11 protein-coding genes and 1 tRNA gene are annotated in these 13205 nt (G+C 72.8%); 3 read left to right on the top strand and 9 right to left on the bottom strand.

Features of this window, described 5'->3' with window-relative positions; genetic code table 11:
- Window positions 1-36 precede the first annotated feature (36 nt).
- Complete coding sequence (locus ACGFS9_RS03330) at window positions 37-840, bottom strand: exodeoxyribonuclease III (RefSeq protein ID WP_393250275.1); 804 nt, start codon at window positions 838-840, stop codon at window positions 37-39.
- 144 nt (window positions 841-984) lie between these two features.
- Between ACGFS9_RS03330 and ACGFS9_RS03325 the strand changes: the two genes are divergently transcribed.
- Window positions 985-1461 carry a GNAT family N-acetyltransferase gene (locus tag ACGFS9_RS03325; RefSeq protein WP_393250273.1) on the top strand — a complete coding sequence of 159 codons (477 nt, stop codon included), beginning with the start codon at window positions 985-987 and terminating at the stop codon, window positions 1459-1461.
- Between the two features lie 168 nt (window positions 1462-1629).
- Here ACGFS9_RS03325 and ACGFS9_RS03320 read toward each other — a convergent pair.
- The 7 genes from ACGFS9_RS03320 to galU form a co-directional block, all read right to left on the bottom strand.
- Window positions 1630-1703, bottom strand: a tRNA-Ala gene (locus tag ACGFS9_RS03320).
- A gap of 97 nt (window positions 1704-1800) precedes the next feature.
- Window positions 1801-3087 carry a gephyrin-like molybdotransferase receptor GlpR gene (glpR, locus tag ACGFS9_RS03315; RefSeq protein WP_393250271.1) on the bottom strand — a complete coding sequence of 429 codons (1287 nt, stop codon included), beginning with the start codon at window positions 3085-3087 and terminating at the stop codon, window positions 1801-1803.
- Between the two features lie 173 nt (window positions 3088-3260).
- Window positions 3261-3950, bottom strand: a complete 690-nt coding sequence (locus ACGFS9_RS03310; RefSeq protein WP_393250527.1) for a GNAT family N-acetyltransferase — start codon at window positions 3948-3950, stop codon at window positions 3261-3263.
- Entirely contained in the window at window positions 3947-4435 is a 489-nt protein-coding gene (locus tag ACGFS9_RS03305; protein WP_393250525.1) for a molybdenum cofactor biosynthesis protein B, read from the bottom strand. The genes ACGFS9_RS03310 and ACGFS9_RS03305 overlap by 4 nt, the downstream gene beginning before the upstream one ends.
- Before the next feature lie 176 nt (window positions 4436-4611).
- Window positions 4612-5124 (bottom strand): cyclic pyranopterin monophosphate synthase MoaC, encoded by a 513-nt coding sequence (gene moaC / locus ACGFS9_RS03300; RefSeq protein WP_393250269.1) that lies wholly within the window; start codon window positions 5122-5124, stop codon window positions 4612-4614.
- Window positions 5125-5287: 163 nt separating this feature from the next.
- Window positions 5288-6610 (bottom strand): gephyrin-like molybdotransferase Glp, encoded by a 1323-nt coding sequence (glp, locus tag ACGFS9_RS03295; protein WP_393250267.1) that lies wholly within the window; start codon window positions 6608-6610, stop codon window positions 5288-5290.
- A 4-nt stretch (window positions 6611-6614) separates the two neighbouring features.
- Window positions 6615-7517, bottom strand: a complete 903-nt coding sequence (galU, locus tag ACGFS9_RS03290) for a UTP--glucose-1-phosphate uridylyltransferase GalU (protein ID WP_393250265.1) — start codon at window positions 7515-7517, stop codon at window positions 6615-6617.
- A 133-nt stretch (window positions 7518-7650) separates the two neighbouring features.
- On the opposite strand from galU, the gene ACGFS9_RS03285 reads away from it, so the two are divergent.
- A complete protein-coding gene (locus ACGFS9_RS03285) occupies window positions 7651-8226 on the top strand; it encodes a 5-formyltetrahydrofolate cyclo-ligase (protein ID WP_393250263.1) in 576 nt (191 codons plus the stop codon).
- A 98-nt stretch (window positions 8227-8324) separates the two neighbouring features.
- Here the strand turns inward: ACGFS9_RS03285 and ACGFS9_RS03280 are convergent, their stop codons facing one another.
- On the bottom strand, window positions 8325-11081 hold the full coding sequence (locus ACGFS9_RS03280; protein WP_393250261.1) for a penicillin acylase family protein: 2757 nt from the start codon (window positions 11079-11081) through the stop codon (window positions 8325-8327).
- 208 nt (window positions 11082-11289) lie between these two features.
- Here ACGFS9_RS03280 and ACGFS9_RS03275 point away from each other — a divergent pair, with 208 nt between their 5' ends.
- The gene (locus tag ACGFS9_RS03275) at window positions 11290-12876 is read left to right on the top strand and encodes a potassium/proton antiporter (RefSeq protein WP_393250523.1); all 1587 of its coding nucleotides are present in this window, start codon (window positions 11290-11292) and stop codon (window positions 12874-12876) included.
- Window positions 12877-13205: the final 329 nt, after the last annotated feature.

Genomic DNA, 13205 nt, shown 5'->3' with positions numbered 1-13205 from the left:
CGGGCCGGGCGGGGGGCCGCCGCGGGCCGGCCGCGCTCAGAGGTCGTAGACGACCGTCACCGGCGCGTGGTCGGACCAGCGCTCCTCGTGGCTCGCGGCGCGCTCCACGAAGCCCTTGACCGCCCTGCCCGCGAGGCGCGGCGTGCCGACGTGCAGGTCGATCCTCCACCCCGCATCGTTGTCGAAGGCCCGCCCCCGGTAGGACCACCACGAGTAGGGCCCCTCGGTGTCCGGGTGCAGGGCGCGGACGACGTCCACGTAGCCGCCGTCGGACGCGTCGAGGACCTGGCCGAGCCAGGCGCGCTCCTCGGGCAGGAAGCCGGAGTTCTTGCGGTTGGCGCGCCAGTTCTTGAGGTCGGCCTCCTGGTGGGCGATGTTCCAGTCGCCGCAGACCACGACCTCGCGCCCGTCGGCCGCGGCCCGCTCCCGGAGTTCCTTCAGGTATCCGAGGAACTCCGCCATGAACCGGACCTTCTCGTCCTGCCGCTCGGTGCCGACCTCGCCCGAGGGCAGGTAGAGGCTCGCGACGGTGACGCCCGGCAGGTCGGCCTCGACATAGCGGCCGGCGGAGTCGAACTCCTCGGAGCCGAAGCCGACGCGGACGGCGTCCGGCTCGCGGCGGGTGTAGAGGGACACCCCGGCCCGGCCCTTGGCGGCGGCGGGGGCGTGGACGGCATGCCAGCCCTCGGGCGCCCGCACCTCCTCGGGGAGCTGCCCCGGCTCCGCGCGCACCTCCTGGAGGCACAGCACGTCCGCGGAGGTCTGCGCGAGCCACTCCACGAAGCCCTTCTTGGCGGCGGCCCGAAGCCCGTTCACGTTCACCGAGGTCACAGTAAGCACCCGGGCACGATACTGAACGGGTGCACCCGATCCGAACTCGATCACCGGGCCGGCCCGCCGGGGGGCGAGCCGCTTCCCCGGGCCGGCCCCGCACGACACGCCACCCCTCCCCCGCTCCTCCTGCATAGATGTACGGTATATCGCATGAACATCCGCCAGGTCCCCTTCGACCACCCCGACGCCGTCAAGCTCAACGACCGGGTGCAGGCCGAGTACGCCGAGCGCTACGGCGACGGCGGCGACGCCACGCACCTGGAGGCGCGGATGTTCGCACCGCCCGCCGGCCGCTACCTGATCGCCTACGACGCAGGGGACCTGCCGGTGGCCACGGGCGGCTGGCGCTCCCAGGACGCGAACGACGAGGGCTACACCGACGGCGACGCCGAACTCAAGCGGATGTACGTGGTGCCGGAGGCCCGCGGACTCGGCCTGGCCCGGCGCATCCTGGCCGCCCTGGAGGAGGACGCCCGGGCCGCCGGCCGCGTCCGCATGGTCCTGGAGACCGGGGCCAAGCAGCCCGAGGCGGTGGCCCTGTACACGTCGAGCGGCTACGACCCCTGCACGAAGTTCGGCTACTACCGCTTCCACGAACTGAGCCTCTGCTTCGCGAAGGCCCTCTGAGGCCGGGCCCCGCACGGCCGGAGGGAGGTGCGCCCGGCAGGGGCGACGCCCTCCGGCACGGATCACCACGAGCCGCCGCCGGGGCGGGAGTTGCCCGCGCCCGCGCGCCGGGGCCGGACATGGCAAGAGCCCCAGCCGGATCTCTCCGGCTGGGGCTCTTGGCTGCGGTGGACCTGTGGGGATTTGAACCCCAGACCCCCTCGATGCGAACGAGGTGCGCTACCAGACTGCGCCACAGGCCCTTGCAACGAGTGAAACTCTAGCATCCCGATCAGGGTGCTCGGTAATCCGTTCCGGGCCGGTCGGCCGGGCCCCTCCGGGCACCGGCCGGCCGGTGTGTCACTCGTTGGCGGCGCGCGGCCGTTCGCCGTCCTCGTACTGGTCGAACAGGGGGGTGCGGCCGCGCTCGCGGGCGCGCCGCGCGGACGCGGCCCGGCGGGCGTCGCTGCGCCCGTCGTCCGCCGCGTCCTCGGCGTCCGCGTCCGCCTCGGGGGTCTCCTCGACGGCGTCGGCCGACGGGAGGCCCGGCTCGGCCACGCTGGAGCGCGCGGAACTCCAGGCGTCCTGCGCGCCGAGGTCCACGTCCGCCGTGGCCCGCGGCGCGACGGGCGCCGTCACGTACGTCGGCAGCGGGACCGGCACCGGGTCCCAGCTGTCGCCCTGGCGCGGGCCGTTCCGGCGCTCGCGCTGCTGGTCGACCCACTCGGCGTGGTCCGTCTGCTCGACGAGGGCCCGGCGGTCGGCGGCCAGCGCGGACAGACCGGTCTCGGTGCCCGCGGCTGGGCCTTCCTCCGGTTCGTCCGCCACCGGGTCGGCGGCGGGACGGCGGCGCGGCTGGCGCTCCCGGAGCCGCTGCGCCGCGACCTCGGCCCGCTGCCGGTCCATGGTGTAGGTGAAGCGCCGCCGCTCCTGCACCCGCAGGTACACGATGTACGAGCTGAGCAGCACGGCGGGCACGGCCGGCGCCCAGAGGAACGCCAGGCCGCCGACGGCCGCGACGATCGCGCCGACCGTGAAGGCGAGGAAGAGCAGGACCGTCGTACGCCGGCGGCGCGCGAGGACCTTCACGCGCCGCGCCCGCGCTTCGGCTTCCGCCGACGTCGACCGCCGCACGCCGGCACGGCCCGCGCCGGTCGACGTGGCCTGCCGGGGCGCGGACACGACCGGCCGTCTCGGCGCGGAGGCGGCCGGCTGCTGCGGTACGGCCCGGGAGGTGCCCGCGGTCTCGTACACGTCCCCGTCCCCCTCTCCGCCGGGTGCCCGGTCGCCCGGGACGGGCTCCGCCGGCGCCGGTTCGGGAGGCCGGACCCGCTCGTGGCCCCGGGGCCGGTGCCGGACGGACGTCCGGGACCGGGCCGGAGGCATGGCGAAGGCCCGGACGTCCACCGAGTCGGTGGCGTCGTCCGGGTCGGCGTCGGGCTCCCCCTCGTCGGCGGAGCGCGCCCGCAGGTCCCTGGCGTACCGACGCTCCATGCCCGCCCGTCCGGACAGCAGCCGGATGGCGGTGCTGAAGCGCTCGGTCGGACGAGCTTCGTTCAGCTCGTCCTGCCTACGGAGCCACATCGGCACCAAGTAGGCGGCCCAGGCCCCGACGATGACTGCGTAGATGAGGCCGCTGCTGCTCACGCCTCACACGGTAGAGGGGTTTGTGTGAGGCCATCTGCCAATTGCGCCGGTGTGTCGCACGATCTGGCTGATATTTCGAGCTTTTTTTGTGACCGATGCGATCAACAGGCCGCCGGGAGGGCGAATTTAATGCCCGGAGCCGATCGCAGGACGATCAATTTCGAACACCTATTTCATTTCCCCGTGTTGCCGGGGGTGCTCGGGTCGTGCGATCCGGCCGCGTCCGGTCCGGCCTGTTCCGGACCGGTGCGGAGGGGCCGGTTGCGCCGCCAGCGCGCCAGCAGCCCCTCGGGCACCTCCTCCGCGGTGAGCGCGAAGACGAGGTGGTCGCGCCACGCGCCGTCGATGTGCAGATAGCGCGGGCGCAGCCCTTCCTCGCGGAATCCGAGTTTCTCCGCCACGCGGCGGCTGGGCCGGTTCTCGGGGCGAATGCAGACCTCGACGCGGTGCAGTCCGACCGTGCGGAAGCAGTGGTCGGTCGCCAGCGCCACGGCCGTCGGCATCACGCCGCGGCCCGCCACCGACTGGTCCACCCAGTAGCCGACGTGACCGGAGCACATCGAGCCCCAGGTGATGCCGGCGACGGTCAACTGGCCGACCAGCCGCCCCTGGTACTCGATCACGAAGGGCAGCATCCGGCCCGCGTTGGCCTCGGCCCGCAGGTGCCGGACCATCTGACGGTAGGTCGGCCGGTGCGCGATCGGGCCGCTGGGCGTGGGCGGCGGGATCGTCGCCTCCCAGGGGCGCAGCCAGTCGCGGTTGCGCCGGTTGACCTCACGCCAGGTCCGCTGGTCGCGCAGCCTTATGGGCCGGAGGACGACGTCGCCGTCCGCCAGCTCGACGGGCCAGGACTGGCTGTTCAGCTCGCACCCCCAGTGCCGCCGGGTCTGAGGTGGTCGCCGCCGCGGAGCTGGTCGACGGCGTGGGCCAGCAGGGGCTCCAGGACGGCCAGACCGTCCTTCACCCCGCCGGGTGAACCCGGAAGGTTCACGATCAGTGTCTCGCGGGCGACTCCGGCCAGCCCGCGGGAGAGCGCCGCCGTCGGGACCGCCGCGCGGCCGAACGCCCGGATGGCCTCGGGAATGCCGGGGACCTCCCGGTCGAGGACCCGCCGGGTCGCCTCCGGGGTGCGGTCGGTGGGCGAGACGCCGGTGCCGCCGGTGGTGACGATGACGTCGTAGCCGGCCTCGACCCCGGCACGCAGCGCCGCCTCCACGGGGTCCCCGTCCGGCACGACCTGCGGCCCCTCGACCGCGAAGCCGAAGGAGGTGAGCCCCGCCGCGATCAGGGGACCGCCCCGGTCCTCGTACACGCCCGCGGAGGCGCGGTTCGAGGCGGTGACCACCAGGGCCCGGTAGGGCCGGGAGGCCCCGCGCCCGTCGTGGCCGTCGTGGTCGCCGTGACCGGTGTGGCCTGCATGATCAGCGTGGCCGCCATGGTCTGGGTGACCTGCGTGACCGGCGTGGTCTGCGTGGCCGCCGTGGCCCGCGTGATCGCCGTGACCGGCGTGATCTGCGGGGTCGCTCATGGCCGGCTCCAGTCCCCGGACTTCCCGCCCGTCTTCTCCTCCACCCGGATGTCCGTGACGACCGCCGCCTTGTCGACGGCCTTGACCATGTCGACCAGGGTGAGGGCGGCGACACCGACGGCGGTGAGGGCCTCCATCTCGACGCCCGTGCGGTCGGTCGTCCGGACGGTGGCGAGGATCTCGACGGCGTCGTCCGCGACGGACAGATCGACCGTCACGCCCGACAGGGCCAGCGGGTGGCAGAGCGGGATCAGGTCCGGGGTGCGCTTGGCTCCCATGATGCCCGCGATGCGGGCGGTGGCGAGGGCGTCTCCCTTGGGCACCCCCTCGCCGCGCAGCAGCTCGACGACGCGCGGCGAGACCAGGACCCGGCCGGAAGCGCGCGCCGTGCGCGCGGTCACGTCCTTCGCCGACACGTCGACCATGCGGGCGGCACCCGCCGCGTCGATGTGCGTCAGTCGGTCCTGCGCGGGGGGTCCGGAGGAGTCCCCCCGGGACGGAACAGTCATGTGCGTGGGCGCTCCCGGTCTGGGCCCGTCGCGGTGCGGCGCGTGGGCCTGGTGTGCGCGACACGTTACCGCCCGGCCGGGCGGCCCCACCGCCCCGAGCCGGGCCCGCGGCCCTCTCGTGCCCCGGTGGCCGCGCGTCGCCCGCCCGCCGCGCGCGGGCCGCTCAGCCGAGCAGCACGACCTCGACCTCGGTGCCCGGCTGCACCGAGGTGACGTCCTCGGGGACGACGATCAGGGCGTCGGCGTGCGCGAGGGCGGCGACCAGGTGCGATCCGGCGCCGCCGACGGGAGTGACCGTGCCGTCGGCGACGGTGCCGCGCAGGAACTGGCGGCGCCCGGCGGGCGAGGTCAGCGCCGCGCCGGCGGCGAGGGTGGCCCGGGTGGTGGGCCGGTGGACGTCCCGCAGGCCGGCCAGGGTGCGGATGGCGGGGCGCACGAAGAGCTCGAAGGAGACGTAGGAGGAGACGGGGTTGCCCGGCAGCGCGAGCAGCGGGGTGTGGTCGGGGCCGATGGAGCCGAAGCCCTGCGGCTTGCCGGGCTGCATGGCGAGCTTGCGGAAGTCGATGCCGGAGCCGGCCTCGTCCTCGTCCCCCACGGAGGACAGGGCCTCCTTGACGACGTCGTAGGCGCCGACGCTCACGCCTCCGGTGGTGACGACGAGGTCGGCGCGGATCAGCTGGTCCTCGATGGTGGCGCGCAGCGTCTCGGCGTCGTCGGCGACGGCGCCCACCCGGTAGGCGATCGCTCCGGCGTCGCGGGCGGCCGCGTACAGGGCGAAGCTGTTGGAGTCGTAGATCCGGCCGTCGCCCAGTTCCTCGCCGGGCTGCGCGAGTTCGCTGCCGGTGGAGAGCACCACCACGCGCGGGCGGGGGCGCACGCGGACGGTGCCGCGGCCGATCGCGGCGAGCAGGCCGATCTGCGGCGGGCCGAGGACGGTGCCCGCTTCGAGGGCGCGGTCGCCGGCCCGCACGTCGCTGCCGGCGGCGCGCACGTGCGCGCGGGCGTCGGCGGCGCGGTGGATGTGCACCTGCCCGAAGGAGCCCTCGGGCGAGGCGCTGTGCGCGCGCATCCCGCTGACCGGGCCCTCGCCCAGCCCGCCGTCCGTCCACTCGACGGGGACGACGGCCTCGGCTCCCGGCGGCAGCGGGGCGCCGGTCATGATGCGGGCCGCCTGGCCGGGACCCACGTAGGGGGCGTCGGCCTGGCCGGCCGCGACGTCGCCGACGACGGTGAGGACTGCCGGGTACTCCTCGCTCGCGCCCGCGACGTCCGCGACCCGGACCGCGTACCCGTCCATCGAGCTGTTGTCGAAGGGCGGCAGGGAGACCGGCACCGTGACGTCCTCGACCAGGACGCAGCCCTGGGCGTCGAGGAGCTGCAGCTCGATGGGTTCGAGGGGGCGGACGGTGCCGAGGATGTCCTCCAGGTGGTCCTCCACCGACCAGAGGTGTTCCCGGCCGGTGGTGCGGGTCGCGGCGCTGCTCAAAGTCCTACATCTCCTCGGCTACGTAACTGCGGAGCCAGGCCCGGAAGTCCGGGCCCAGGTCTTCACGTTCGCACGCGAGTCTGACAATGGCACGCAGGTAGTCGCCACGGTCGCCGGTGTCATAGCGGCGGCCCTCGAAGACGACGCCGTGCACCGGGCCGCCGGTCTTCTCGTCGTCGGCGAGCTGCTGGAGGGCGTCGGTGAGCTGGATCTCGCCGCCGCGGCCCGGCTCGGTCTTGCGCAGTATGCCGAAGATGCCCGGGTCGAGGACGTAGCGGCCGATGATGGCGTAGTTGCTGGGCGCGTCGGCGGCGTCGGGCTTCTCGACCAGGCCGGTCACCTTCACGAGGTCGCCCTCGTCGGTGCGCTCGACGGCGGCGCACCCGTAGAGGTGGATCTGCTCCGGCGCGACCTCCATGAGGGCGACGACACTGCCCCCGTGGCGCTCCTGGACCTCGACCATGCGGGCGAGCAGGGGGTCGCGGGGGTCGATCAGGTCGTCGCCGAGCAGGACGGCGAAGGGTTCGTCGCCGACGTGCGGGGCGGCACACAGGACGGCGTGACCGAGCCCCCTGGGGTCGCCCTGGCGGACGTAGTGCATGGTCGCGAGGTCGCTGGACTCCTGGACCTTGGCGAGCCGGCCGGCGTCGCCCTTCTTCTGGAGCGCCGACTCCAGTTCGTAGTTGCGGTCGAAGTGGTCCTCCAGCGGGCGCTTGTTGCGGCCCGTGATCATCAGGACGTCGTCGAGACCCGCCGACACGGCCTCTTCGACCACGTACTGGATCGCCGGCTTGTCGACGACCGGAAGCATCTCCTTGGGAGTGGCCTTCGTGGCCGGCAGGAACCGGGTGCCGAGGCCGGCGGCGGGGATGACAGCCTTGGTGATCCTGGGGTGCGACTCAGTCATGGCGGCAACCATATCCGGTGCCTATGTGCTGGATCTGTGGCTCCGGTTAATTCGCTCTCATATGAGCACATTAGGAAGACCGAGGGAGCGAGCTGTGAACCACCTGGACCCCGGACCGGAGCCTACGAAGCGCATGTTGCGCCGAGGATTCCTCGCGGTGAGGAGCGGGTTGACGGACGATGACGTGCGCGCGTCGGCCGCGGCGCTCGCCGTCCGCGCCCTGGAGCTGCCCGAACTGGCGCACGCGCGCTCGGTGGCGGCGTACGTGTCCGTGGGGAGCGAGCCCGGCACGCTCGCGCTCCTCGACGCGCTCCGCGCGCGCGGGGTGCGGGTCCTGCTGCCGGTCCTGCTGCCGGACAACGACCTCGACTGGGGCGCGTACGAGGGGGCCGGCTCCCTCGGCCCGGTCCGGCACGGCGCGCGGACGACCCTGCTGGAGCCGGTGGGCGAGCGGTTGGGGCCGGAGGCCGTCCGGTCCGCGGACGTGGTCCTGCTGCCCGGTCTCGCGGTCGACGCGGACGGGATGCGGCTGGGCCGCGGCGGCGGCTCCTACGACCGCGTTCTCGCGCGCCTGGCGCGGGCGTCCGCCGACCCCGCGCTGGTGGTGCTCCTGTACGACACCGAAGTCGTCGACCGGGTCCCGGCCGAGGCCCACGACCGGCCGGTCCACGCGGTGGTCACGCCGTCGGGGGTGCGGCGCTTCCGCTGACCGGCGCGCAGAGCGCGAAGTGGCCCTCCACGCACGCGTGGAGGGCCACTTCCGCCGGGCGGCACCGGGGCGTCACGCCCCGGCCGGCCGCCGGGCGGTCACGGCTTGAGGACCAGGGTGTCGCTCGTCCGCTTGCCGACGGCCTCGGCGGAGAACGCCCAGGGCAGCAGTTCGCCCTTGGCCCACAGGTCCGTCTGGTCCGTGTAGTGCGCGCTGTAGGCGTGCCCGCTGGCGCCCGACAGGTTGATCCACTTCGACTTGTCCAGGTCGCCGAGGTTCACGACCATCCGCATCGAGGGGACCCAGACGACGCCGTAGCCGCCCGCCGCGTTCCACCCGGTCGCGTTGACCGCCGCCTCGCCGCCGCCGAGCTTCCACGGGCCGCGGTTGAGCATGTACTGCAGGAAGCCGGGACCCTCGGTGCCCAGGGTCTGGTTCTTCAGGAACAGGCGGTGCAGCCGCCCCCAGCTCCAGGTGTCGATGTCCTTGCCGAGCTTGGCGGTCAGCTCCCAGCGGGCGTCCCGCATGGCGCGCCCGAACAGCTCGTCACGGGTGGTGGTCGCCTCCTGGGTGCGCGTCCTCGGCAGCTTCCACCAGTCGTTGTGCTCGTCGTCGATGATCTTGCGGACGACCTCGAACCAGCGGTCCCCGCCGTCGGGCTGCGCCTGGTCCGCGTCGCGCTCGCCGCACTCGCGCACCCTCTGGTCCTCGTCGGCCGGGCCCGTGCTGTCGACCCGGTCGACGTACAGGCACTGGCCCTTGACCCGCAGTTCCTTGGGCAGCTTGTCGCCGAAGGCGAGCTTGAGGATGTTGCGCCAGGTGGCGTTGAAGTAGGCCGCCGCCGCGGAGTCGGAGTCCTGGGTGTAGTCCCAGCCCTCCAGCAGCTTCTGGGCGTCCCGGACGTCCTTGTCCGCCACGTCGATCTTGAGCAGCTTCGGCACGATCAGCTTGGCGATCTCGCTGCTGTTGTCCAGCTGCATCTGCCGCATGTCGTCGGTGGAGATCTTGCCTCCGCCGTTGATCTTCGACGCGATGAGGTCGTTGATCCGCTGGCTGCGGGTGCCGTAGCCCCAGTCCGTGGTGAGCGTGTAGGGGTAGCTGTCCTTGTCCACGACGGCCTGGTTGGCGGTCACGATGTAGCCGCGCTCGGGGTTGTACTCGTAGGGCAGCGCGGACTGCTTGATGTAGCCGGTCCAGCGGTAGGCGGAGTCCCAGCCCGGCGAGGGCAGCGAGCCGTCGTCGCCCTTGGCGCGCGTGGGGATCTTGCCGGGCAGCTGGTAGCCGATGTTGCCCTCGGTGTCCGCGTAGATCAGGTTCTGCGAGGGAACGTCGAAGGACGTGGCGGCCTTGCGGAACTCCGTCCAGTCGCCGGCCCGGTCCATCTCGAAGACGGCGTCCATCGAGGTGCCGGGGTCCAGCGCCGTCCAGCGGAGCGCGATGGCGTAGCCGTCCCCGCGGTCGGGCGCCTCGGAGTCGACGCCGGCCTTCTTGCCGACCTTGACCAGTTCGTCGTCCCGGTCGGAGAGCAGCGGCATGCCGTCCTCGGTCGAGCGGACCACGATGGTCTTGCTCGCGCCGCCCGCGACCTTGATGGTCTCCTTGCGGGTGGTGAAGGGCAGCACCTTGCCGTCGTACTCGTAGCCGTCGCCGGTGATCTTCTCCAGGTAGAGGTCGGTGACGTCGACCCCGGAGTTGGTCATGCCCCAGGCGATGTCCCGGTTGTGGCCGATGACGACACCGGGCATGCCCGCGAAGGTGTAGCCGGAGACGTCGTAGCGGCACGCGGCCGACACGGTCGTGCAGTGCAGGCCCATCTGGTACCAGACCGACGGCAGCGAGGGCGACAGGTGCGGGTCGTTGGCGAGCAGCGGCTTGCCGGTGATGGTGTGGCTGCCCGCGACGACCCAGGAGTTGGAGCCGATGCCGTTGCCGTTGACGCCGACCGCGGTGGGGACGTCGTCGAGCACGTCGTACAGCCCGGAGAGCTGGCTCTGGAGCCCGGCGGGAGCCTCGGTTCCGCCCGCGAGCCCGCTGCCCGCGGGGGGCGTCGACCCGGCGGCGGTGCCGGTGGGCGAGTACGCGCCGGTGGCGCTGTCGTACGCGCCCTCCTGGACGATCGCCTTGTTCCGACCGTAGGGGTACTCCGGGTAGAGGTCGGCGATCTGCTTCGGGCCGAGCCGGCTCGTCATCAGGGAACGGTCGATCTCGTCCTGCATGTTGCCGCGCAGGTCCCAGGCCATCGCCTTGAGCCACGCCACCGAGTCGACCGGGGTCCACTGCCGGGGCGTGTAGTCGTTGCTGAAGCCCAGGGCGGCGTACTCCAGGGAGATGTCCTTGCCGTCCTTGCCCAACAGATAGGCGTTGACTCCCCTGGCGTACGCCCGGAGGTACTTCTTCGTGGAGGCCGACAGCTCGGTGTCGTACTCCTTCTGCGCCACCCGGTTCCAGCCGAGGGTGCGCAGGAACGCGTCGTTGTCGACCTGGCCCTTGCCGAACATCTCGGAGAGCCGGCCCGAGGTCATGTGGCGGCGCACGTCCATCTCGTAGAACCGGTCCTGCGCCTGGACGAAGCCCTGGGCCATGAACAGGTCCTCGTCGGACGAGGCGTAGATCTGGGGGATGCCGTTCCCGTCGCGCTTGACGTCCACCGGCCCGGACAGGCCGTCGAGCGCTATGGAGCCCTTCGTCTGCGGGAAGGAGGCGCGCACGGTGCTGACACTCCAGTACGCGCCGAAGGCGATGCCCCCGATGACGGCGAGAACCAGGACAATCAAGACCAGTCGGGCTCTGCGCCCCTTCTTCCTGCCGGACTTGCCGGGCTTTTGGCCGGAAGAGGCGGTGGTGTTGGGGGGCATCGCTGTCCTTGCTGTCCTAACGCGAGCGGCAGGCGGTCCTGGAGTGCTGGAGCAACCATAGGCGCAGGGCCGGACGCACCTGGACGCGGAGTCGGGAACCGGGAGGTGCGAGCACGCGATCACGCTTCCCGGAACGTCAAGAAAGCGTCAAGAGTTAGGTAAGGTAACGAAGTAACTTGCACTGAAGTACCCGGCTTCCGGTGCTCGGATCCGCGCCCGTCCCGGCGGGACCGGATCGGCGAGAAAGGAACAGCCCCTGACTGTCCACCACCTCAACCAGCTCCTGCTCGTGTGCGCGCTCGTCCTGCTCGTCGCCGTGGCGGCGGTGCGGATCTCCTCACGCAGCGGGCTCCCCACCCTGCTCGTGTACCTGGGGATCGGCGTCGCCATGGGGCAGGACGGCATCGGCGACGTCCACTTCGACAACGCCGAGCTGACCCAGGTCATCGGCTACGCGGCCCTCGTCGTGATCCTCGCCGAGGGCGGACTCGGCACGAAGTGGAAGGAGATCAGGCCGGCCCTCCCGGCCGCCTCCTCGCTGGCACTGGTGGGCGTCGCGGTGAGCGTCGGCGTCACCGCGGCGGCGGCGCACTACCTGATCGACCTGGAATGGCGGCAGGCTCTCATCGTCGGGGCGGTGGTGTCCTCCACGGACGCGGCGGCGGTCTTCTCCGTGCTGCGCAAGATCCCGCTGCCCGCGCGCGTGACGGGCATCCTGGAGGCCGAGTCCGGCTTCAACGACGCCCCGGTGGTCATCCTCGTCGTCGCCTTCTCCACCGCCGGGCCGGTGGAGCACTGGTACCTGCTCGTCGGCGAGATAGCCCTGGAACTCGCGATCGGCGCCGCCATCGGCATCGCGGTCGGCTGGCTCGGCGCCTTCGGCCTGCGGCACGTCGCGCTGCCCGCCTCCGGCCTCTACCCCATCGCCGTCATGGCCATCGCCGTCGTCGCCTACGCCGCCGGCGCGCTCGCCCACGGCAGCGGATTCCTCGCGGTCTACCTCGCCGCCATGCTCCTCGGCAACGCCAGGCTCCCGCACTGGCCCGCCACCCGCGGCTTCGCCGAAGGGCTCGGCTGGATCGCCCAGATCGGCATGTTCGTGCTGCTGGGCCTGCTGGTGACCCCGCACGAGATGGGCGACGACATCGTGCCCGCGCTCATCGTCGGCCTCGTCCTGACGATGGTGGCGCGGCCCCTCAGCGTCCTCGTCAGCCTGGTGCCCTTCCGCATCCCCTGGCAGGAGCGGGTCCTGCTCTCCTGGGCGGGCCTGCGCGGCGCGGTGCCCATCATCCTCGCCACCATCCCCATGGTGAACGGCGTCCCGGACAGCCGCCGGATCTTCAACATCGTCTTCGTCCTGGTCGTCGTGTACACCCTCGTCCAGGGCCCGACGCTGCCCTGGCTGGCCCGCACCCTCCGACTCGGCGGCCCCTCGGGCGCCTCCGACCTCGGCATCGAGTCGGCCCCCCTGGAGCGGCTCCGCGGTCACCTGCTGTCGGTCGCCATCCCCGAGGGTTCGCGGATGCACGGCGTGGAGGTGGGCGAGCTGCGGATGCCCCCCGGCGCGGCCGTCACGCTGGTCGTCCGCGACGGCAAGTCCTTCGTTCCGCTGCCGACCACGGTGCTCCGACTCGGCGACGAACTGCTCGTGGTGGCCACCGACCCGGTCCGCGACGCCGCCGAGAAGCGCCTGCGCGCGGTGGGCCAGGGCGGCAAGCTGGCCGGCTGGCTGGGCACCGGCGAGAGCGCCACCGGACACCACCGCGACCACACCACGCACCGCAGCGGCGCGTGAGCCCCATCGGGCGGCCCGGCGGCGCGTAGGCCCCTCGGGCAGCGCGGCGGCCCGCGGCCCTCCCGGGGCTTCCGCGCCACCCCCGGGGGCGCGGAAGACGAGGGCATTCGCAGGCCGGGGTCACCACGGTGCTCGTTTTCACAGGAGGCGGGGCCGCCGGCCCCTGTAGGATGAAGGCACACCCAGATCGAACCAACTCTGCCTGACGCAGAGCTGGCGCGACCGTATGGCGGCCGTGACGCCCTCCTGCCGAGGACGCCGGTATCTACCGCAGATCCGCGCAAGAGGACAGCTCTCGGCGCCCCCGCACGGGCGCGCTACCAGGCGGC

Source organism: Streptomyces sp. NPDC048566 (assembly GCF_043199735.1).
Taxonomy (GTDB): domain Bacteria; phylum Actinomycetota; class Actinomycetes; order Streptomycetales; family Streptomycetaceae; genus Streptomyces.
This window is presented reverse-complemented; position numbering and strand designations above follow the sequence as displayed.